This window comes from Microbacterium sp. 2FI (assembly GCF_005502885.1).
GTDB lineage: Bacteria > Actinomycetota > Actinomycetes > Actinomycetales > Microbacteriaceae > Microbacterium.
In genome coordinates this window covers 277,236-297,058 of sequence record NZ_SCMR01000003.1, presented here as the reverse complement: position 1 = coordinate 297,058, position 19,823 = coordinate 277,236, and the positions used below count along the sequence as shown (strand labels likewise).

At 70.1% G+C, this 19,823-nt stretch carries 20 protein-coding genes and 1 tRNA gene; 5 read left to right on the top strand and 16 right to left on the bottom strand.

The window, feature by feature from the left end; translation table 11 throughout:
* Positions 1–22 precede the first annotated feature (22 nt).
* The 4 genes from FFS15_RS18580 to FFS15_RS05405 form a co-directional block, all read right to left on the bottom strand.
* Positions 23–739: a hypothetical protein gene (locus FFS15_RS18580; protein WP_171013090.1), complete on the bottom strand. Its 717-nt coding sequence runs from the start codon at positions 737–739 to the stop codon at positions 23–25.
* 133 nt (positions 740–872) lie between these two features.
* Positions 873–2,171, bottom strand: coding sequence for a PhoH family protein (locus tag FFS15_RS05415; RefSeq protein ID WP_249353738.1), 1,299 nt, complete (start codon positions 2,169–2,171; stop codon positions 873–875).
* Positions 2,172–2,416: 245 nt separating this feature from the next.
* Positions 2,417–3,538, bottom strand: coding sequence for an aminotransferase class V-fold PLP-dependent enzyme (locus tag FFS15_RS05410; protein ID WP_137843968.1), 1,122 nt, complete (start codon positions 3,536–3,538; stop codon positions 2,417–2,419).
* A gap of 22 nt (positions 3,539–3,560) precedes the next feature.
* The gene (locus tag FFS15_RS05405; RefSeq protein ID WP_137843967.1) at positions 3,561–4,346 is read right to left on the bottom strand and encodes an isoprenyl transferase; all 786 of its coding nucleotides are present in this window, start codon (positions 4,344–4,346) and stop codon (positions 3,561–3,563) included.
* A gap of 113 nt (positions 4,347–4,459) precedes the next feature.
* Here FFS15_RS05405 and FFS15_RS05400 point away from each other — a divergent pair, with 113 nt between their 5' ends.
* A complete protein-coding gene (locus tag FFS15_RS05400; RefSeq protein WP_137843966.1) occupies positions 4,460–5,203 on the top strand; it encodes a hemolysin III family protein in 744 nt (247 codons plus the stop codon).
* A 7-nt stretch (positions 5,204–5,210) separates the two neighbouring features.
* On the opposite strand, the gene FFS15_RS05395 is transcribed toward FFS15_RS05400, so the two are convergent.
* Positions 5,211–5,561, bottom strand: a complete 351-nt coding sequence (locus FFS15_RS05395) for a hypothetical protein (RefSeq protein WP_249353735.1) — start codon at positions 5,559–5,561, stop codon at positions 5,211–5,213.
* Between the two features lie 74 nt (positions 5,562–5,635).
* Here FFS15_RS05395 and FFS15_RS05390 point away from each other — a divergent pair, with 74 nt between their 5' ends.
* A complete protein-coding gene (locus FFS15_RS05390) occupies positions 5,636–6,028 on the top strand; it encodes a DUF4307 domain-containing protein (RefSeq protein ID WP_137843965.1) in 393 nt (130 codons plus the stop codon).
* A gap of 87 nt (positions 6,029–6,115) precedes the next feature.
* Positions 6,116–6,607, top strand: a complete 492-nt coding sequence (greA, locus tag FFS15_RS05385; protein WP_137843964.1) for a transcription elongation factor GreA — start codon at positions 6,116–6,118, stop codon at positions 6,605–6,607.
* A gap of 36 nt (positions 6,608–6,643) precedes the next feature.
* Here greA and ilvA read toward each other — a convergent pair whose 3' ends face one another.
* Entirely contained in the window at positions 6,644–7,909 is a 1,266-nt protein-coding gene (ilvA, locus tag FFS15_RS05380; RefSeq protein ID WP_249353733.1) for a threonine ammonia-lyase, read from the bottom strand.
* On the bottom strand, positions 7,906–9,096 hold the full coding sequence (locus tag FFS15_RS05375; RefSeq protein ID WP_137843963.1) for an AI-2E family transporter: 1,191 nt from the start codon (positions 9,094–9,096) through the stop codon (positions 7,906–7,908). Before FFS15_RS05375 ends, ilvA begins: the two co-directional genes overlap by 4 nt.
* Before the next feature lie 99 nt (positions 9,097–9,195).
* On the opposite strand from FFS15_RS05375, the gene FFS15_RS05370 reads away from it, so the two are divergent.
* Positions 9,196–10,479, top strand: a complete 1,284-nt coding sequence (locus tag FFS15_RS05370; RefSeq protein WP_171013089.1) for a crosslink repair DNA glycosylase YcaQ family protein — start codon at positions 9,196–9,198, stop codon at positions 10,477–10,479.
* Between the two features lie 9 nt (positions 10,480–10,488).
* Complete coding sequence (locus FFS15_RS05365) at positions 10,489–11,397, top strand: hypothetical protein (protein ID WP_137843961.1); 909 nt, start codon at positions 10,489–10,491, stop codon at positions 11,395–11,397.
* Positions 11,398–11,424: 27 nt separating this feature from the next.
* On the opposite strand, the gene FFS15_RS05360 is transcribed toward FFS15_RS05365, so the two are convergent.
* The 9 genes from FFS15_RS05360 to FFS15_RS05320 all read right to left on the bottom strand — a co-directional run bounded on the left by FFS15_RS05360 (position 11,425) and on the right by FFS15_RS05320 (position 19,816).
* Positions 11,425–12,519, bottom strand: a complete 1,095-nt coding sequence (locus FFS15_RS05360) for a crosslink repair DNA glycosylase YcaQ family protein (RefSeq protein ID WP_137843960.1) — start codon at positions 12,517–12,519, stop codon at positions 11,425–11,427.
* 25 nt (positions 12,520–12,544) lie between these two features.
* Positions 12,545–13,114, bottom strand: coding sequence for a LemA family protein (locus FFS15_RS05355; RefSeq protein ID WP_137843959.1), 570 nt, complete (start codon positions 13,112–13,114; stop codon positions 12,545–12,547).
* An 82-nt stretch (positions 13,115–13,196) separates the two neighbouring features.
* Entirely contained in the window at positions 13,197–14,510 is a 1,314-nt protein-coding gene (locus tag FFS15_RS05350) for a D-arabinono-1,4-lactone oxidase (RefSeq protein WP_137844003.1), read from the bottom strand.
* Positions 14,507–15,721 (bottom strand): alanine racemase, encoded by a 1,215-nt coding sequence (locus tag FFS15_RS05345; RefSeq protein WP_137844002.1) that lies wholly within the window; start codon positions 15,719–15,721, stop codon positions 14,507–14,509. The genes FFS15_RS05350 and FFS15_RS05345 overlap by 4 nt, the downstream gene beginning before the upstream one ends.
* Positions 15,722–15,810: 89 nt before the next feature.
* Positions 15,811–15,884 (bottom strand) — tRNA-Leu (locus tag FFS15_RS05340).
* Positions 15,885–15,957: 73 nt separating this feature from the next.
* On the bottom strand, positions 15,958–17,370 hold the full coding sequence (locus FFS15_RS05335; RefSeq protein WP_137844001.1) for an FAD-dependent oxidoreductase: 1,413 nt from the start codon (positions 17,368–17,370) through the stop codon (positions 15,958–15,960).
* Positions 17,371–17,421: 51 nt separating this feature from the next.
* Positions 17,422–18,735 carry a S8 family serine peptidase gene (locus tag FFS15_RS05330; protein ID WP_137843958.1) on the bottom strand — a complete coding sequence of 438 codons (1,314 nt, stop codon included), beginning with the start codon at positions 18,733–18,735 and terminating at the stop codon, positions 17,422–17,424.
* Positions 18,732–19,250, bottom strand: coding sequence for a DUF501 domain-containing protein (locus tag FFS15_RS05325; protein ID WP_171013088.1), 519 nt, complete (start codon positions 19,248–19,250; stop codon positions 18,732–18,734). The genes FFS15_RS05330 and FFS15_RS05325 overlap by 4 nt, the downstream gene beginning before the upstream one ends.
* Positions 19,251–19,288: 38 nt before the next feature.
* Positions 19,289–19,816 carry a septum formation initiator family protein gene (locus tag FFS15_RS05320; RefSeq protein ID WP_249353730.1) on the bottom strand — a complete coding sequence of 176 codons (528 nt, stop codon included), beginning with the start codon at positions 19,814–19,816 and terminating at the stop codon, positions 19,289–19,291.
* Between the last annotated feature and the right edge of the window lie 7 nt (positions 19,817–19,823).

The window sequence follows — 19,823 nt, the reverse complement described above, 5'->3', positions numbered from 1 at the left end:
TCGGCTGGGGAAGCCGACCGTATCAATCGCGTCGGTCTGGGGAATCGCGCGATCGATCCTTCTTCGAACCGACGCCGGGCTTCTCTGACCGGCTGTCGGCGTTTCCGCCCGCTCGCGCGGGAGTCTTCTGGGTCTCGGCTTGGGTCTTGGTCTGGGTCTGGGTCTGGGTGAGCGAGCGCGACTCCTGCGGCTCGCTTGCCTTCTCATCGTCGCTGCCGCGCCCGCCGAGAGCGCCACGACTGTCCTCGAGGCGTGCGATCCACTTGTCGATGCGCTCGGGCGTCCAGCCGAGACCCTGCGCCCATTCGCGCACCGCAGCCCACGAGCCGGATTCCTCGGCCGCGGCGATCGCCTCATCGGCGCCGGGATTCACCACGGTCGCGGCAGGAGGAGGATCCGCCACGACCACGGCAGCGGGGCTGTCGACGACGTCGGTGCCGCGCGTGGCGGGGACTGCCGGAGCGACGGGCGCCGCAGGGGCCGCAACGACCTCATCAGGCTCGACATCGGGTGACGCCGATGGCGCCACCGGCGCGAGCGGTGCGCCCGGGGCAGCGGAACTCGGTGCGACGGGCGTCGAGGCTGCGGCTGACGGGACGACGATGGGTCCCGCGCCGACGGGGTGTCCGACGGAATCGGCGAGGGCGACCGAGTTGGTCATGGCGACGGCGCAGACGACGGCGATGCTCGCCGCGACGGCGGTCATGCCGCCGATCGCGAGCCGCGTCCGAGTCTCCACAGCGCCCAGTCCCCTCCGTGCACCCGAAATGTGCACCATTCAATGGTGACAGACCGGACAGCGAAGGAACGCTGTGGGGGATGAGACTCTTCTCATCCCCCACAGCATGAACTGCAGAGCGAACTGCGGTCGTTCAGGCGAGCTCGCCCGCCTCCAGCAGGTCGGTGACCAGCGCCGCAATGGCTGAACGCTCCGACCGGACGAGGGTGACGTGGCCGAAGAGCCCGTGCCCCTTGAGCGTCTCGATGACAGACGCGACGCCGTCATGACGACCGACCCGCAGGTTGTCGCGCTGACCGACGTCGTGCGTGAGCACGACGCGGGAGTTCTGCCCGATGCGACTGAGAACCGTCAGGAGCACGTTGCGCTCGAGCGACTGCGCCTCGTCGACGATCACGAACGAGTCGTGCAGCGAGCGCCCGCGGATGTGGGTGAGCGGCAGCACCTCGAGCAGACCGCGCTCGAGCACCTCTTCGAGAACGTTCCCCGAGACCACCGATCCGAGCGTGTCGAAGACCGCCTGCCCCCACGGGTTCATCTTCTCGGCCTGGTCGCCCGGCAGATAGCCGAGCTCCTGCCCGCCGACGGCGAAGAGCGGACGGAAGACGATGATCTTCTTCTGCTGCTGACGCTCGAGCACCGCCTCGAGCCCCGCGCAGAGCGCGAGCGCCGACTTGCCGGTTCCGGCGCGGCCGCCGAGGGAGACGATCCCGACCTCGGGATCCAGGAGAAGGTCGATCGCGATGCGCTGCTCCGCCGATCGGCCGTGCAGGCCGAAGACGTCACGATCGCCGCGTACGAGCCGGTACGACCCGTCGCCGGTGACGCGGCCGAGGGCCGAGCCTCGCTCGGAATGGATGATGAGACCGGTGTTGACCGGAAGCCCGCGAACGTCGTCGGTCGAGGCGACCTCGCTCTCATAGAGGTCACTGATGTCATCACCCGAGACATCGATGGTCGCGATGCCGGTCCACCCCGAGTCGACGGCCTGCTCGGCAAGGTATTCCTCGGCCGAGACGCCGAGAGAAGCCGCCTTCACCCGCATCGGGAGGTCCTTCGAGACGACCGTGACCTCCTGTCCCTCCTGCGCGAGGTTCATCGCGACCGCGAGGATGCGGCTGTCGTTGTCGCCGAGGCGCATTCCGGCCGGAAGCACGCTCGCATCGGTGTTGGTGAGCTCGACGCGGAGCGTGCCGCCCTCCCCCACTGGAACGGGGAAATCCAGGCGACCGTGCTCGACGCGCAGCTCATCGAGGTGCCGCAGCGCCTGACGGGCGAAGTAGCCGATCTCGGGGTCGTGGCGCTTCCCCTCGAGCTCCGTGATCACCACGACGGGGATCACGACGTTGTGCTCGGCGAATCGGAAGAACGCCCGGGGATCGCTCAGCAGCACGGACGTGTCGAGGACGTAGGTGCGGAGATCGGAATCCACGACCTCGTCGACGTCCTGACTGTGCTGCCTGTGTGGTGCTCGTGTGGTCACAACCCACTCCCGCCCCGGGTGAAGAACCCGGCAGTCACGAGTCGACCAGGGGTCACGAGTCGCGATCCGTCAGGCCGACTCGACCAGGCTCCTTGCCCGATGACATGACCGTACGACTCTCACGAGCGCCACGACGATTCCGACACGCGGACCGCCGGTTACGGTCGGGTTAACTCCCCGCTCACAACCACTCGTCACCACACGCGCGTGGACGAGAACGCCGCGAGCGCGTCGCCGAACAGGCGCAGCGTGTTCGCGCCGGTGCCGACGTGCGGGGCGACGCGGACGAGTCCCGATCGCACCGTGACGGTGAGGCCGTGGTTGGCCAGGGATGCCGCCAGCGGTGCGGCATCCTGCGGTGCGGGAGCGAGCGTGACGATGCCGGCACGACGCTCGGGCTCGCGGGGTGTGACCACAGGAATCTCGTAGCGATCGGCGAAGAAGATCACATCGCCCGCGCGCGCCGCGATCTCGGTCTCGATGCTCGCCACGCCCACATCGACGATCTCGCGCAGCGCCGTCGCCAGGCGAGCCGCCGCGAGGGTGTCGGGATTGCTCACGGTGAAGGCTTGGGCGGATGCCGCGGGGGGCGGCACGACATCGAGGGGCAGATCGCCCTCGACGCCGGTGAAACCCGAAAGCACCGGCGCGATGCGCTCGAGAGCGCGGTCGCCGAACCATGCGAATCCGGTTCCGCGCCCGGCACGCAGCCACTTGTATCCCTGCGCGCAGACGACGTCGGCGACGCTGTAGTCGACGTCGACCATGCCGAAGCCCTGGATGGCGTCCACGATCAGGATCCGGTCGCCGATGACGTCCCGCAGCGCTTCGAGGTCGACGCGATACCCCGTGCGGAAGTCGACGAGGCTCACCGCGAGTGCATGCGTGTCGTCGGTGAGGGCGTCGCGCACGATGTCGGGGGTGATGAACCCGTCCTGCGGCTCGAGCCACTGCAGCTCGATCGAGCCGAGCGCCTCTGCCGCCCGGGTCGCCGCGACCGTGAGGCTCGGAAACTCGCCCCGGCCGAGCATCAGTCCACCCGCAAGGCCGTAGACGGCCTGCATGAGGCCCGCGGTGGTCGAGGGCTGCAGCACGACCTGTGCGGCATCCGCCCCCATCACTTCCGCGATGAGCTCACGCGCCTCGCGCACGTGGTCGCCGACGAGGTCGATGCTCGAGGGTCTGCCCGATCCGAGAAGCTCGGTATCGCCCTGCGCTTCTGCGCGAACGGCCGGCGAGAGCGGTCCGAACGCTGCCCAGTCGAGATACCCCGGTTCCCCATCGAACGACGCCAGATACGAATCCAGATCCGTCACGCACACATTCTGGCATGCCGCGTCAGCTGCCGTACCGGCGATCCCTCGTGGTGAAGTCGCGGATGGCGCGGAGGAAGTCGACTTCGCGCAGGTCGGGGCCGAGCGCCTCGACGAAGTAGAACTCGGAGTGCGCGCTCTGCCACAGCAGGAAGTCGCTCAGCCGCTGCTCCCCCGAGGTGCGGATCACCAGATCCGGATCGGGAAGGCCGCCCGTGTACAGATGCTCGCCGATCTGCTCGGGCGTGAGGTTCGCGGCGAGGTCCTCGAGCGATCCGCCCTCACCCTCGTGCTGGGCGATGATGCTGCGGACGGCGTCGACGATCTCGCTGCGGCCGCCGTAGCCGACGGCGAGGTTCACATGCATTCCCCCGTGATCGCGCGTGCGGGCCTCGGCGTCCTCCAGCACGCGGGCGAGGTCGGGCGGCAGGAGGTCGGCGCGCCCGACGTGCTGGACGCGCCAGTCCCGCTCGTGCGACAGCCCCTCAGCGAGCTCGGCGATGATCTCGATGAGGTCGGCCAGTTCCTGCGAGTCGCGTTTGGTCAGGTTGTCGGTGGAGAGGAGATACAGAGAGACGACGCGCACGCCGACGTCGTCGCACCAGCCGAGGAATTCCCGCATCTTCGCCGCGCCCGCGCGATGGCCGTGCGCGGCGGAGTCGAAGCCCAGTTGACGCGCCCACCGGCGGTTGCCGTCGATCATCATGGCGACGTGATGCGGCACGGCGTCCGGCTCGAGGCGACGGCGGAGTCGGGAGATGTAGAGCCGATACAGGGGCCCCCTGCCCTCGTTCGCCGACCCTCGCGCCACACGCCTACGCTACCGCCCTCGGACGACGTCCCCTACCGCGAGACTCAGTACCAGTGATTGCGAGACGCAGTATGTTCCCCCCGCGGCATGCGCGGGGGCCTACCCTGAGAACCATGAGCCGCCGCGATCGCCTTCCCCACGCCGCTGAGGTGCCTGAGCTGCCGCTCATGGATGCGGCGGCCGTGGACGCAGCCAACCCCGAGCTCAAGCCGACCTGGCGCGGATGGATCCACGCCGCGACCTTCCCCGTCGCAATCGTCGCGGGGATCGTGCTGATCCTGCTGGCGCAGGGCGGACCGGCCAAGTGGGCTTCTGCGGTGTTCATGGCTTCGTCGCTGCTGCTGTTCGGCAACTCGGCGCTCTACCACCGCTTCGACTGGGGCCCCAAGACCAAGGCGACGCTCAAGCGCATCGACCACGCGAACATCCTGCTGCTGATCGCGGGCACCTACACCCCCATCGCGGTGCTGGCGCTGCCCCCCGAGAAGGGACTGCTGCTGCTGATCCTGGTGTGGTCGGGAGCGCTGCTCGGCATCCTCTTCCGCGTCTTCTGGATCGGCGCCCCGCGCTGGCTGTACGTCGCTCTCTACCTCGCCCTCGGCTGGGCGGCGGTGATGTACCTCCCCGACCTGCTGCGGGCGAACGCGGTGATGATGGTGCTCGTGATCATCGGCGGCCTGCTGTACACCGGCGGCGCCGTGGTCTACGCGCTCAAGCGCCCCAACCCGTGGCCCGGGCACTTCGGGTTCCACGAGATCTTCCACGTATGCACGGTGCTGGCGTTCCTCTGCCACTGGACGGCGTGCCTGCTGATCGCGCTCGACCCGCTGTCGCCCTCGCTCGGCCTTCCCGGCTGAGCGGACCCTACGAAAGCGGGGTGCGGGGCGCGTCGCCCGGGGCGCCGGATTCCTCGGTGGGCGCCGTCGCGCCCGCGTCGCGCTGGGCGGCCGCTTCGGCGTCCGCCTGGGCATGCATCTCGGCATCCAGCTCCTCCTGGATGTCGGCTCGCACGCGACCGCGTCGGATGCGCCGCATCATGTCCCACACCAGCAGGATGACCGCGAGCGCGATGAACACGATGACCGCGAACCCCCACGGACCCGGAGTCACCAGCGCCGGGTCGACCTGCGGCGTCGGCGTGGGAGTCGGTGTGGAGTTCAGCGATGGGTTCAGCGTGGCCGCGGCGCGCGCGAGGGCGGCGAGCGCATGGTGCATGGAGTCCTCGTTCTGCTGCGGCGCGGGAAGCGCATAGCCTGGAGTCTCCAGCCTAATCTTCCGACGGACACGCGATGACGACTCAGGACATGCTCGACGAGCGCTACGGCCGACGCCGTTCGCCCGCATCGCGCTGGGGCATGGGCGCCGCGATCGCCATCGGCGTGGCCCTCGCCGGGTTCGTCGGGTGGGGTGCGATCTCGCAGGCGTTGACCGCGGTGGATGCCGACACCACCGGCTTCGAGGTGACCGACGCCCGGTCGGTGACGCTCAGCTTCCAGGTCACCGCGCCCACCGGACGCGACATCGCATGCGTCATCGAAGCCCAGGACGAGGACCACGGCGTCGTCGGATGGCGTGTGGTGGAATACCCGGCATCCGATCTCTCCGCACGCGCCTTCCGCGAGTCGATACCCACGACCGCCGAGGCGACGACCGGTTTTGTCAACTCCTGCTGGGTGTCGTAGTCTGTCGGCACCTGCAGTCGATACGCCCTGGCCTGAGCCGGGGCGTTTGACATATTCCCTCCCCTCGCAGCCAGAAGGAGCGATGACGTGCCCAGCGATGCCCCGGTGACCTTCCTGACCCAGCAGGCGTACGACCGCCTCGTCGCGGAACTCGATCACCTCTCGACGACGGGTCGCGAGGAGATCGCCAAGCGCATCGAGTCTGCCCGCGAGGAGGGCGACCTCAAGGAGAACGGCGGCTACCACGCCGCCAAAGACGAGCAGGGCAAGCAGGAGGCGCGCATCCGCACCCTGCAGCACCTGCTGAAGAACGCGACCGTGAGCGAAGCCCCCGAGAGCACCGGGGTCGTCGAGCCCGGCACCGTCGTCACGGCCACCGTCGCGGGCGGCGAAGAGGTGTTCCTCCTCGGCAGCCGCGAGATCGCCTCAGGGTCCGAGCTCGACGTCTACAGCGAGGCATCGCCTCTGGGCGCTGCGATCCTCGGCCTCAAGGAGGGCGAGAAGACGTCGTACACCGCCCCGAACGGCCGTGAGATCGCCGTCGAGGTCATCAAGGTCGAGACCTACAACGGTCAGTGACGCCCGTGGCGGCGAAAGCGCCGCCGCATCGAACCGCTAGTCTGCGACGACGGTCGGGGTGTACCCCGCCCCGACGAGCACGTCGATGACGTGCGCGCGATGCTCCTCACCGCGGGTCTCGACGCTCAGCTGCAGGATCACCTCGCTGATCTGCATGCCCTGGCCGTGTCGGGTGTGGAGCACCTCGATCACGTTGGCGCCCGCCTGAGCGAGCAGCTCCGACACGCGAGCGAGCTGGCCCGGGCGGTCAGGCAACGGGATCCGCAGCGACATGTACCGGCCCGACGCGGCGAGTCCGTGCGCGACGACGCGCTGGAGCAGCAGCGGGTCGATGTTGCCGCCCGACAGGACGCTCACCGTCGTCCCCGACGCCCGGATCTTGCCCGCGAGGATCGCCGCCACCCCGACCGCGCCGGCCGGCTCGACGACCTGCTTCGCCCGCTCGAGGAGGACGAGGAGCGCGCGGGCGATGTCGTCCTCGGACACGGTGACGACCTCGTCCACGAGGTCGCGGATGATCGCGAACGGCAGATCTCCGGGGCGCGCGACCGCGATGCCGTCGGCGATCGTCGGACGCGTGACGACGTCGAGCGGATGCCCTGCCGCGAGTGACGAGGGGTAGGCTGCCGAGTTCTCGGCCTGCACGCCGATCACGTGCACGTGACGGCCCTCGGCGGCGGCGCGCGCCTTGACCGCTGCGGCGACGCCCGCGATCAGCCCGCCGCCGCCGATGCCGAGAACGACCGTGTCGAGATCGGGCACCTCGTCCATCAGCTCGAGTCCGAGCGTGCCCTGGCCGGCGATCACATCGGCGTGGTCGAACGGGTGGATGAACACAGCGCCCGTGCGCTCGGCGAACTCCGCGGCAAGTCGCAGCGGTGTCTCGACCGTGGCGCCTTCGAGGATCACGTCGGCGCCATAGCCGCGGGTCGCCAAGAGCTTGGGCACGGGCACGCCGAGGGGCATGAAGATCGTCGCTGCGATCCCGAGCTCCTTCGCGGCGAGTGCCACGCCCTGGGCGTGGTTTCCGGCGGAAGCCGCGACGACGCCTCGCGCGCGCTCCTCGGCCGTCAGTCGCGACAGCCGATACGTCGCCCCGCGGATCTTGAACGAGCCGGTGCGCTGCAGGTTCTCGAGCTTGAGGTGCACCGGAACGCCGAGGAGTTCCGAGAGGTGCTGCGACTCGTCGATCGGCGTGCGTGCGATCACGCCGTCGAGGGCGGCCGCGGCATCCTCGATCTCTCGCAGGGTGGGAGCGGAAGCGCTGTGGGCGTGGGGCAGGGCGGGCGAGCTGGTGGTCACGAGCGGGTTCTCCGAGGGCGTGGGACGGTGCTCCAGATGAGCTCGCCGTGGGTGGGCGCGCCTGTCTCCCACGCGCGCTCGGCGAGATAGACGGCGACGACGTTGACGAAGGCGGCGAGCGGCACGGCGAACAGAGCGCCCGGGATGCCGGCGATCATCGCGCCGCCGGCCACCACGAGCACGACGGCGAGGGGGTGCACCTTCACGGCCGAGCCCATCAGCAGCGGCTGGAGGACGTGCCCCTCGAGCTGCTGCACGCCGAGCACGACGATGAGCATCCAGAGGGCGACGAGCGGGCCGTTGTAGACGAGGGCGAGGAACACCGCCACGGTGCCGGTGACGACGGCACCGACGATCGGCACGAACGCGCCGAGGAAGACGAGGACGGCGATCGGGATCGCGAGAGGGACGTTGAGGAGGAAAGCGCCGAGCCCGATGCCGACCGCGTCGATCGTCGCGACCAGAAGCTGGGTGCGGGCGTAGTTGACGACGGTGCCCCATCCGGCACGACCCGCGCCGTCGACGGCGGGCTGCGCCCTGCGGGGGAAGAGCCGCAGCGTCCACCGCCAGATGCCGGCGCCGTCGGCGAGGAGGCACAGCAGGATGAAGAGCGCGAGCAGGAGTCCGGTCGCGAAATGGCCGACGGTCGTGCCGATCGCGAGGGCGCCCGACCACAGCAGCTCCGCCTGCTGCTGCACGAACGCCCAGCCCTGGTCGAGGAGCCCGTCGATCTGATCCTCGGACAGGTGCAGGGGCCCGTCCATGAGGTACTGGCGGAACTGCTCGACGGCCTGCACCGTCTTGTCCTGCACCGACGACCACTGCCGCCCGATCTGCCACACGACCAGCCACAGGAGCCCGCCGACGATCGCGAGGGCGCCGACGATGGAGATCACGATGGCGAGCCACTTGGGAACGCGGTGCCGCAGCATGAACGAGAACGCCGGCCACAGCAGAGCCGTCACGAGAATCGCGACGAGCAGCGGGATCACGAGGAGCTTGAGCTGGATGACGAGCCAGATGCCGACGCCGATCGCCGCGGCGACGACGAGGAACCGCCACGAATAGGCGGTGGCGATGCGCAGGCCCCGGGGAATGCTCGCCGACAGGTCGGAGGTGACGACCCGGTTCCGGTCCCGCAGGGCGTCGAAGAGCGATCCTCGGGGCTTGTCGTCGGAGCCGCTCATAGAGGTCAGTCTAGATCTCTCGCATGCCGCGCCGGTCATGCGCCGGACGGGCCTGCAGGCGAGCGCTCGATGTCGGAGCACGTGGTTAGGCTTGCGCGGGTGAAGTCCTCTCTCAGCGCCGCAGAGGCCCGTCGCATCGCGCTTGCCGCGCAGGGCTTCGGCCGCGCTCGCCCCGATGCCGCCGGAACCCGCCAGCTCAACCTCGCTCTCGCGCGCATGGCGACGCTGCAGATCGACTCGGTCAACGTCTTCGCACGATCGCACTATATGCCGCTGTTCTCGCGGCTCGGCGCCTACGACACCACAGCTCTGGACCGCCTCCTCTTCGCCCGCGGAGCGCCGTATGTCGAGTACTGGGCGCACGTCGCGGCCTTCGTGCCGGCGGCCGACTGGGCACTGTTCCGCTTCCGCATGGACGACATGCGTGCGAAGTACGGGGCGGGAAGCGACTGGTACGACGCGAACCGCACGATCATCGACTGGGTGCGTGCGGAGCTCGCCGACCGCGGACCCCTGCGCCCGGCGCAGATCGAGCACGACGCGAAGGCCGGCCCACGCGGCCCGTGGTGGGACTGGGATGTCGTCAAGCACGCGCTCGAGCGGCTGTGGCTGTTCGGCGACGTCGCGATCGCCGGGCGACGCGGGTTCGAGCGCGACTACGCGCTCGCGGAAGACGTCATTCCTGCGACCGTGCTGGCTGCGCCGGTGGCGCGCGACGATGCGGTTCGAGAGCTCGTACGCCGGGCGGCGCAAGCCTACGGTGTCGCGACGGCATCCGATCTGGCCGACTACTGGCGTCTGAAGAACCGTCGCGCCGTGATGACCGCGATCGGCGAACTCGTCGATGCCGGCGAACTAGAACCGGTCACCGTCGCGGGGTGGCGGTCCGGCGGCCGGCCGCTGCCGGCGTGGGTGCACGCCGGCGCAGCCCTCCCCCGCCGGGTCGATGCCGTCGCGATCCTCACGCCGTTCGACCCGGTCGTGTGGTTCCGCGACCGCGCCGAGCGACTGTTCGACTTCGAGTACCGCATCGAGATCTACACACCCGCGCCGATGCGGCGGTTCGGCTACTACTCCCTCCCGGTGCTCATCGGCGACGATCTGGTCGGCCGCGTCGACCTCAAGGCAGACCGGGCATCGTCGACGCTGCTGGTGCAGTCGGCGTGGTGGGAGCATGCAAAGCCGGCGGATGCCGCGGCGCGGCTTGCCGACGAGCTTCGCGCCGCCGCCCGGTGGCAGGGACTCGAGCGCATCTCCGTGTCGCGCTGGGGCTCGGCGGCCGCCGACCTCGCCGACGTCCTCCCCGAGGCGAGGCGCCACGACGCCGGTGCTCTCCTGCCGGTCGCCCTGGCACCGGACGAGCCGCACGAGCCGGCGGGATAGCGTGGAGCGATGAGACGCAGCGCGGTGATCGGGATCGCGGCCGGTGCCGCCGCCGTCATCGCCGTCGGCGTCACGTGGTGGCTCGTGGCACAGGCTCCGAACGCCGAAGACACCGCAGAGGCTTACTTGCGAGCCCTGTCGGAGGGCGATGCGGATGCCGTGACCGCTCTCCTGCGCGAGGTGCCCGCCGAGCTCCCGCGGGCAGCCGAGGCATTCGCCGGAGCCGACTCCTACCTCGACGACTACACGTTCACGCTGACCGAGCAGACCCCCGATCTCGTCGCCGTACGAGCCGAGGTCGAACTCGGCGGCGAGGAGGCCGTCGTCCGCTTCCTCCTCGGCGAGGAGGGCGGGCGGTGGCTCGTCACCGACGTGTACGCCGCCTCGCTGGAGGCGACGACGACGCTCGGCGACGCCGTCCTCGTCGGCGGTGTGCTCGTGCCCGTCGCGACCGCTGTGCCGCTCCTCCCCGCCGTCTACACGGTCGCCCCGGCGCCCGCCGAGGTCCTCGACGGCGGCGTCCGGGTCGTCGTCGCGAACGATGTGCCGGTGCGCGTCGAGGTCGACGCCTCCGTGTCGCCGGAGGCGACGGCGCTGGCACAGGCGCAGCTCGACTCCTATCTCGCAGGATGCGCCGTGGCCGCATCATCGGCGCCTGAGAACTGCGGAATCCGCGTGCCGTGGGCCGTCGACCTCGCGAGCCTCGACGCGATCACCTTCCGCATCGATCGGAGTCCCGCCCTCGCCCTCTCCGCCGATGCGCAGACGTTCGACGCGACCGGCGGCCAGATCGTCGCGACGGCCCAGGGCACGACGCGCGAGGGCGCCGCGAGAACCTTCACCTACCGCGCGGACGACTGGGCGGTGCGAGGCTCGGTGCGCTTCGCGGGCGACGAGATGATCCTCGCCGTCCGCTGAGCCCGCTGAGCCCGCTGATCCGGCTGTTCACGCGCGGGCGAGGCCGGTGACCTCGAGTCCCAGCCATTGGGCCAGATCGCGGATCTCGGCCTCGACATCGGCTGCGGCATCCTCTGCGAAGGTCTCGTCCTCGTGCACCGCGTTCACCCGCAGCAGCCCGGCCTTGCGGTCGGCCTTCGCGTCGAGCTTTCCGATGAACCGGTCGCCACGCAGGATCGGGAGTGCGAAGTAGCCCCAGCGCCGCTTCGCCGCAGGCTTGTACATCTCGAGCACGTACTCGTAGCCGAAGAGCTCCTCGAGTCGCGCACGGTCGAAGACGAGCCGATCGTGGGGTGACAGCAGGGCCGTGCGCGGCGTGAACAGATCGAGTTCGGCCAAGCCCGCCGGATCGACACGCCAGGTGCCCGCTGCTCCCTCGACCACCGCCTCCTCCCCGACCGTGCCGACGTCGATCGGTTCGATGGGCTGCGTGATGCTCTTGCCCCGCGCGATGCCGAGCGAGGCGAGGCGGCGCTCGGAGCGTTCGCGCGCGGCATCCGTCGCCGACATGGCCTCCTGGTCAGACGGGTACACACGCTCTGACAGATCGAATCGTCGACCACCGGCATCGCGCCCCGCGATCGCGACGTCACCGCGCAGCACGAGCAGCTCGAGCAGTTGCAGCACGTTGCGGTCGTTCGTCCACCCGGATGACCGCCACGGCACCTGCGACGTATCGGCGATCTCGGTCGGGCGCAGGGGTCCGTCGGCGCGCAGCCGGTCGAGCACGTCGCGGCGGAACCGATCGTTGGCGACCAGCCAGTCCCGCGCGGCCGCCGACGAGGGCCGCGCCGCCATCTCGTGGCGCAGCAGGGGAAGATCCGTCATCGCGCGATAGAAGCCGCCCCACTCGAAGACCGCCCGGTCGACCTCGACGAGCCGCGTGAGGTCGGCGGGTCGGTAGGGCCAGCCGAGGCGGCTCCAGAGGATCAGATCGGCGCTCGGCGCGACCGCCGCGGTGGGCTCGATGCAGACGATGGTCAGCGCGTCGATCGTCTCGACGATGCCGTTCGGGCGCTCGGCCGACAGCAGCTGTGCGCGGACAGCCAGGCGTCGCGCGTCCTCACGGGTCAGGTGATGCACGCTGTCGAGCGCCTACCGACTCAACTCAAAACTGCACGCGAGGCGGCTCGGAGATCGCCGCACCGTCCACGACCTCGAAGAACTCCCGCTCGTGGAAGCCGAGGTTTCGTGCGAAGAGGTTGTTCGGGAAGACCTTGATCTTGGTGTTGAGCTCGCGCACCCCGCCGTTGTAGAAACGGCGCGACGCCTGGATCTTGTCTTCGGTGTCGACGATCGACTGCTGCAGCTGCAGGAAGTTCTGGCTCGCCTGGAGCTGCGGGTACGCCTCGGCGACGGCGAAGAGCGACTTGAGCGCCTGCTGCATGTGCCCTTCGGCGACTCCCGCATCAGCGGGACCGCTCGCGGAAAGAGTCTCGGCCCGCGCTCGGGTGACGTTCTCGAACACCGCCTTCTCGTGCGCGGCATAGCCCTTGACCGATTCGATGAGGTTCGGCAGCAGGTCGGCACGACGCTTGAGCTGGACCGTGATGTCGCTCCAGGCCTCGTCGACGCGCACGTTCAACTGGACGAGCGAGTTGTACGTCGCCCAGAGGTAGATGCCGGCGATGACGAGAAGCGCCACCACGATGATGACGGGGATCAGCACTTCCCACATAGTCCGAGACTCCGTTTCAGGTTTGCCCTCATCCTAGCGACGGCGCCGCTTCGCACCACCGTCTGCCCGCGACTCCCAGCCGTTACCCACCGAGGACGCGCTCGAGATACGCGTTCTGGAACACGCGATCGGGGTCGAGCCGATCGCGGAGCGCGACGAAGTCGTCGAACCGGGGGTAGCGCTCGCGCAGGATCGCGGCATCCAGGTTGTGCATCTTGCCCCAGTGCGGGCGCCCGCCGAACGACAGCATGACCTGCTCGACCGCTTCGAAGTACTCCGCCGGGTCGTCTCGCCAGTAGCGGTGAACCGCGATGTACGCACTGGGCCGCCCGTGCGCGGTCGAGAGCCATCGGTCGTCGGCGGCGGCGAAGCGCACCTCGACGGGGAACGAGATCCGCCATCCGTGCTCGTCCACCAGGGCGCGCAGTGCGTCGAATGCGGCACGCGCGTTCTCGACCGGCAACGCGTACTCCATCTCGCGGAACCGCACGCCGCGTGAGGTGGCGAACACGCGCGATGAGGCATCCGTGAACTCGCGATCGCCCCACAGCTTCACCGAGAGCCGGTTGATCGGCGGAATGGTCGCAGGAATCGCCTTGGCGACGCTGCACGCCACCTGGTGGAGGCCGTTGCCCACGAGCGTGTCGTCGATCCACTTGCCGACCGGCGGGAGCGGGTGCCGCGGTGCGCTCTCGGGAAGACGCGTGTTGGTCTTCGTCATCGCTCGGTCGGTGTGCGGGAACCAGTAGAACTCGAAGTGGTCGGCTGCCGCGACGCGATCGTCGAGGTCGCCCAGCACCGCGCTGAGGGCCTCCGGCTGCTCGAGGGCGTGAAGCACGAACGCCGGGACGCATTGCACGGTCACCTCCACCAGCACGCCGAGGGCGCCGAGGCTCAGTGCGACGGCCGGGAGCAGCTCGGAGTTCTCGGAATCGTCGATCGTCAGCAGTTCGCCGGATGCCGTCACCAGCCGAACTCCGGCGATCTGGGTCGCGAGGCCCCCGAAGCGCGCGCCGGTGCCGTGGGTGCCGGTCGAGACCGCGCCCGAGATCGACTGCCGGTCGATGTCGCCGAGGTTCTCCATCGCCAGCCCGTAGGGCGCCAGCAGGGCGGGGATCTGATGCAGCCGTGTGCCGGCACGGAGGGTCACCCGGTTTCGCTCGCGGTCGACCGAGACGAGGCCGGTCAGATCGGTGAGGTCGAGCAGGACGTCGGGTGCGACGGCGATCGCGCTGAAGCTGTGGCCGGCGCCGACGGGCTTGACGCGCAGCTTCGCCGCGCGCGCCGCCGCGATAGCGCGCACGACCGCCTCGGTGGTGCGCGGAAACTCCACGCGACTCGGGCGCGCCGACGCCGAGCGTCCCCAGTTCTGCCATGTGCCGCCCGGCCGCATCAGAGGAACGCCTTCCGCTCGCCCCGGTAGGTGGGGACGACGTCGACGACGCGCCCGCCGTCGACGAGGTGGTATCGGTCGACACGCTCGGCGAGCTCGCCGCTCTTGGCATGGCGGAACCACACCCGATCGCCGACGCGGAGCGACCGCGCCGCGTCGCCCTGCAGCGGCGTCTGGACCTCGCCGGCACCTTCGCGCGCCAGGGTGGTGAGGCCCTCCGGCCACACCGGGCGCGGCTGGCGCGAAGCGACCGCCGGCCCCGAGCCGATCCAGCCGCCGCCGAGCACCGTCGCGATGTCGGGTGCGGGCTTGCGCACGACCTCGAGAGCGAAGGCGGCCGCCGGGGCCGGGTCGAACGCGCGGTATCCGTCGAAGAGGTGGCCCGCGAGCAATCCGCTGCCCGCGGTGAGTTCGGTGACGGACTGATCGGATGCCGTCAGCTCGAGCGAGCCGGTGCCGCCGCCGTTCACGAATTCCAGCGGGGCGATGTCGCGCAGTGCCGCGACGATGGCGCCGCGCCGCTCGAAGAGCTCGTGGGCGGAGCGGCCCTGCATCCAGCGGATGACGCCGTCGCCGGAGCCGGTCGCGTCACCCTGGCCTGCGATCTGCGCCTCGTACATCATGAGTCCGACGAGTCGGAATCCGCCGCGCGCGACGATCGCGCGCGCGAGGGCTGAGACCTCGCCGGGCTGGTGCACCGGCGACCGCCGCACCCCGATGTGGCCGAGGCCGCGTGCCCGCCACCCGGCGTCCGCCTCGATCGCCACGCGCAGCAGCGGCCGCGCGCCGGGCGGGGCCACCGCATCGATGAGATCGAGTTGTGCGATGTCGTCGACCATCAGCGTGACCCGCGATGCCGCCCGCTCATCGGCTGCGAGCGCCGCGATCGCTCCGCGGTCAGCCGTCGGATAGCCGACCACGACGTCGTCGTGCGTCTCGGCGAGCCACAGCGCCTCGGGGAGCGTGAAACCCAGGATGCCGCGATAGCCCGGCATCGAGAGTGCGGCGTCGATGACCGAGCGCACGCGCACCGACTTGCTCGCAACGCGGATGGGCACGCCGCCCGATCGCACGATCATGTCGAGCGCGTTGTGGCGGAGGGCTCCGACGCCGATCGCGGCGACGGGTCCGGACACGTCTGCGACTGCGGCGCTCATGGCTCCCCAGTAAGCAGCCGGGTCGGTCCACGAGGAGGTGGGCTCGGCGGCGAGCATGTCGATGCTCACGACGCCCGCTTCGGGTCAGCGCGCATGAGCAATAGCCTAGGGCCGCGCGAGAGCGCTCACATCCACGTTCCCGAATGTGCCCCCGCTGGGACTCGAACCCAGACTGAAGCGATTTTAAGTCGCCTGCCTCTGCCGATTGGGCTACGGGGGCTCCGCCGACGGGCGGACGCCACCACGCTACCGGTCGGGACCGACCGGGACGGGTCAGCAGCGCTGCGGACCGATCAGCGCGTCGCTGCGGCCTTCTCGGGGACGCTCTCGACCTTCGCCTTCTTGGCGGCCGGTGCTGCCGGAGCCTCCACCGCAGCGGGCGCGGCCGGACGCGGGCGGGCCGCGAACTCCTCGAAGACGTAGCGCGGGTTCTGCACCGTGGAGAGGTTCACGAGGTCGCGGCCGAGCCAGAGGTTGTTCCACCAGCCCCACAGCACGCGGAACTTCCGCTCCCACGAAGGCATCGCCAAGCCGTGGTAGCCGCGGTGGGCGACCCACGCGACGAAGCCCTTGAGGGCGAGGTTGCCCGACTGGAAGACGCCGTTGTACAGGCCGAGGCCGGCGACTGCGCCCATGTTCTTGTGGAAGTACTCACGGGGCAGTTCGCCGCGGAGCACTGCGACGAGGTTCTTCGCGAGCAGCTTCGCCTGGCGGACAGCGTGCTGGGCGTTCGGGACGCAGTAGCCGCCGACGCCGCCACCCGAAAGGTCGGGGACCGCCGACACGTCACCGGCCGCCCATGCACCCTCGACGATCTCTTCTTCGCTGCCCACGCGCAGGTCGGCGCGGGTGCGGATGCGACCGCGCTCCTCGACCGGCAGGTCACCGCCGCGGACCACCGTCGGGTTCGCCATGACGCCCGCGGTCCAGATGATCAGATCGCTGGGGATCACCTCGCCCGTGGAGAGCTCGATGTTCCCGTCGACGGCGCCAGTGACCTGGGTGTCGAGGTGCACCGAGGCGCCGCGCTTGGCGAGGCTCTTGAGCACCCACTCGCTCGTCTTCAGCGACACCTCGGGCATGATGCGGCCCATCGCCTCGATCAGGTGGAAGTGCGTGTCGGAGAACGTGATCTGGGGATAGCTCTTGATGAGCGACGACGCGAGCGAGCGGAGCTCGGCGAAGACCTCGATGCCGGCGAAGCCGCCGCCGACGACGACGACGGTCAGCAGACGGTCACGCTCGGGACCCGCGGGCAGCATCGACGCCTTGTCGAAGTTCGACATGAGCCGGTCGCGGATCGCGACGGCCTCTTCGATCGTCTTGAGGCCGATCGCGTTGTCGGCGATGCCGGGGATCGGGAAGGTGCGCGATACGGCGCCCGCGGTGACGACGATCTGGTCGTACTCCTGCTGATACGCCTCGCCCGCGACCGGGGTGATCGTCGCGACCTTCTGCGCGTGGTTGATGCCGGTGACCTTCGCCGCGACGACAGTCGTGCGCTTGAGGTGACGACGCAGCGCCACCACGGAGTGACGGGCCTCGATCGAGCCGGCCGCGACCTCGGGGAGGAACGGCTGGTACGTCATGTAGGGCAGCGGGTCGACGACCATGACCTCGGCCTCGCCCTTGCGCAGGAGCTTCTCGAGCTTCCATGCCGTATAGAAGCCCGCGTAGCCACCGCCGACGATGAGGATCTTGGGCACGGTGTTCTTCACAGGCGCAGTGTTGCTCACGGTGGGGAGTACTCCTGGGTGTCAGCGGCTCGGCGCGCGGGACGCCAATCGGATGCGTCGGACAGCTGCGGTGACGCCGAGCGCCACCAGTATAGCGGTGGCGCTGAGGACCATCAGCGGCAAGGTGCCGTACAAGAGCGTCTCGCGTGAAGGCAGCAGGGGAGATGCCGCACGCACCACTTCCTCGGCGGGGGGCAGCGGCGCCACCTCGACGGGACCCGACGGCTGCTGCGGAACGGGCTCGGTCTGCGCACGTCGGTACAGGCGCACCCACTCCTTGAGGCTTCCCATGGGGTTCGCAGACACGGAGGACACACTCGCCGAGACGGCGGCGGCGGCATCCACCAGTCCATATCCGTAGAGCGGATCCCGGCCCGCCGTCGCGAACGGTGACGGCCGGGCGGTCTTGATGATGCGGTTGATCACGTTCGCCGCGTCGAGGTCGGGATGGGCGGCTCGCACGAGCGCCGCGACGCCCGCGACGATGGGCGCTGCGCCGCTCGTGCCCTTCCACTCGACGAGCCGGCCGTCGGCGGAGACGCCGATGAGCTTCTCGCTCGGAGCCGAGACGCCGATCGTGATGCCCTGCGTCGATGCCTCGAGACTCGCTCGGCCCGACGGGTCGACACCGCCGACGGTGAGGACGCCAGGAATCGTCGCCGGCGCGCCGACGCGTGTCGTGCCGCTCCCCCGGTTGCCCGCCGCGACGACGACCACCACGTCGTTCTCGAATGCGTAGAGGAACGCGTCGTCCCAGCTCTCGGGCCAGTCGGGCATGTTCGTGGTGAGCGACATGTTGATCACGTCCGCGCCGTTGTCCACCGACCAGCGAATCGCCTCGGCGATCTGGTCACCGAACGGAACCGCCGATGCCGCGCCGAATCCGACCGACACGGCGAGGAGTTCCGCCTCGGGAGCCACGCCGATCATCCCCGCGTCCGGACCGGTGCCGCGCGCCGCGGCGAGCGAGGCCACCCAGCTGCCGTGATTGGCGTCGACCGCGCCCACGGGGGTGCGTCCGTCCGGCGTGCCGAGTCCCGACACGTCCGCTCCGCCCACGACGGCGCCGACGAATTCGGCGGGTCCTCGCCCGATGCCGGTGTCGATCACAGCGATGCGCACACCGGCGCCGCGTGTGGTCTCCCATGCCTTCTCGATGCCGTACTCCTCGAGCCAGTACTGGGCCGCACGCACCGGGTCTGGATCATCGGCGGAATCGGGGGCCTGCGTCCGCACCGCGGCGGGTTCGACGGCCGAAGCCGCCGCCGGCGCGGCGACGGCGAAGGGGGCGACGAAGACGGCCAGCAGAGCGGCCGCGATGAGGCGACGCGTCATCCGCCGCTTCCCGGCTGCGCGCACTCGCACCGTGCGGGCGACCAGCTCGACAGCTCCAGCGCGCGGTCGCCGATCGGGTTGATCCCGGGGCCGGCGGCGAGCGCGTGCCCGGCGAGGGCGTGCAGGCACTTCACGCGCGTCGGCATGCCACCCGCCGAGATCCCCGCGATCTCTTCGACCTCGCCGTAGGCGGCTCGGTCGCGCAGGTACGACTCATGTGCGCTCAGGTAGGCGGCGGCCATCTCTTCGTCGGCCGCGAGCTCGTCACTGAGCTCGCGCATCACGTGATCGGCTTCGAGCACCGACATCGCAGCGGTCGCGGCGGGATGGGTGAGGTAGTAGAACGTGGGAAACGGCGAGCCGTCGGGGAGGCGGGGCGAGGTCGCGACCACCGTGGGGTTGCCGCACACGCAGCGTGCCGCGACTCCCAGAACGCCTCGAGCCGGCCGGCCGAGCTGCTCACGCAGCACCGCGAGGTCGGCTTCGCTGACAGGGGGGAACGTCGCAGTGCTCACGTGTCGAGGGTACCGGCGGCGCCTGGGACGGTGCTGGATCAGGGCGTGCCGGATGGGCTCGGCGCCGGGTCGTCGGGCACGCCGATCGTGAGGGGCGCCACGGTCTGCGCGAGTCCGGCCTCGGTCACCGAGCGCACCAGCTGCGACATCCAGTCGGTGCGCGTCGTCTCCAGCTCGTCGCTCACGGCATCCTGATCCTGCGGCGCGAGCTCGGGAGGCAGGTCGTTGTCGACCAGGTAGATGACCTCGCCAGGCCTGACGTAGTACAGCCGCTCCCGCGCCTGGGTGGTGATGTAGGCAGGATCGGCCCACCGCTCGCGCTGCGCCTCGAGCTCGGCGACGTCGTCGCGGCTCACCTCGACAGCCGCTTCGAGCGCGGCGATCTGCTGACGCTGGTCGCGATACAGCCCGATCGTCGGGACCAGCACGAAGGCCGCCAGCACCACGAGCCCCAGCATGATGACCATGAACCCGGACAGTCGGATCCCGCCGAGCCATTCGCGCACGTCGACCGGCGTACGGGCCTCCCGTGGGGCACGAGAAGGGGGAGCCGTCGTCTTCGCCACGGCTCCC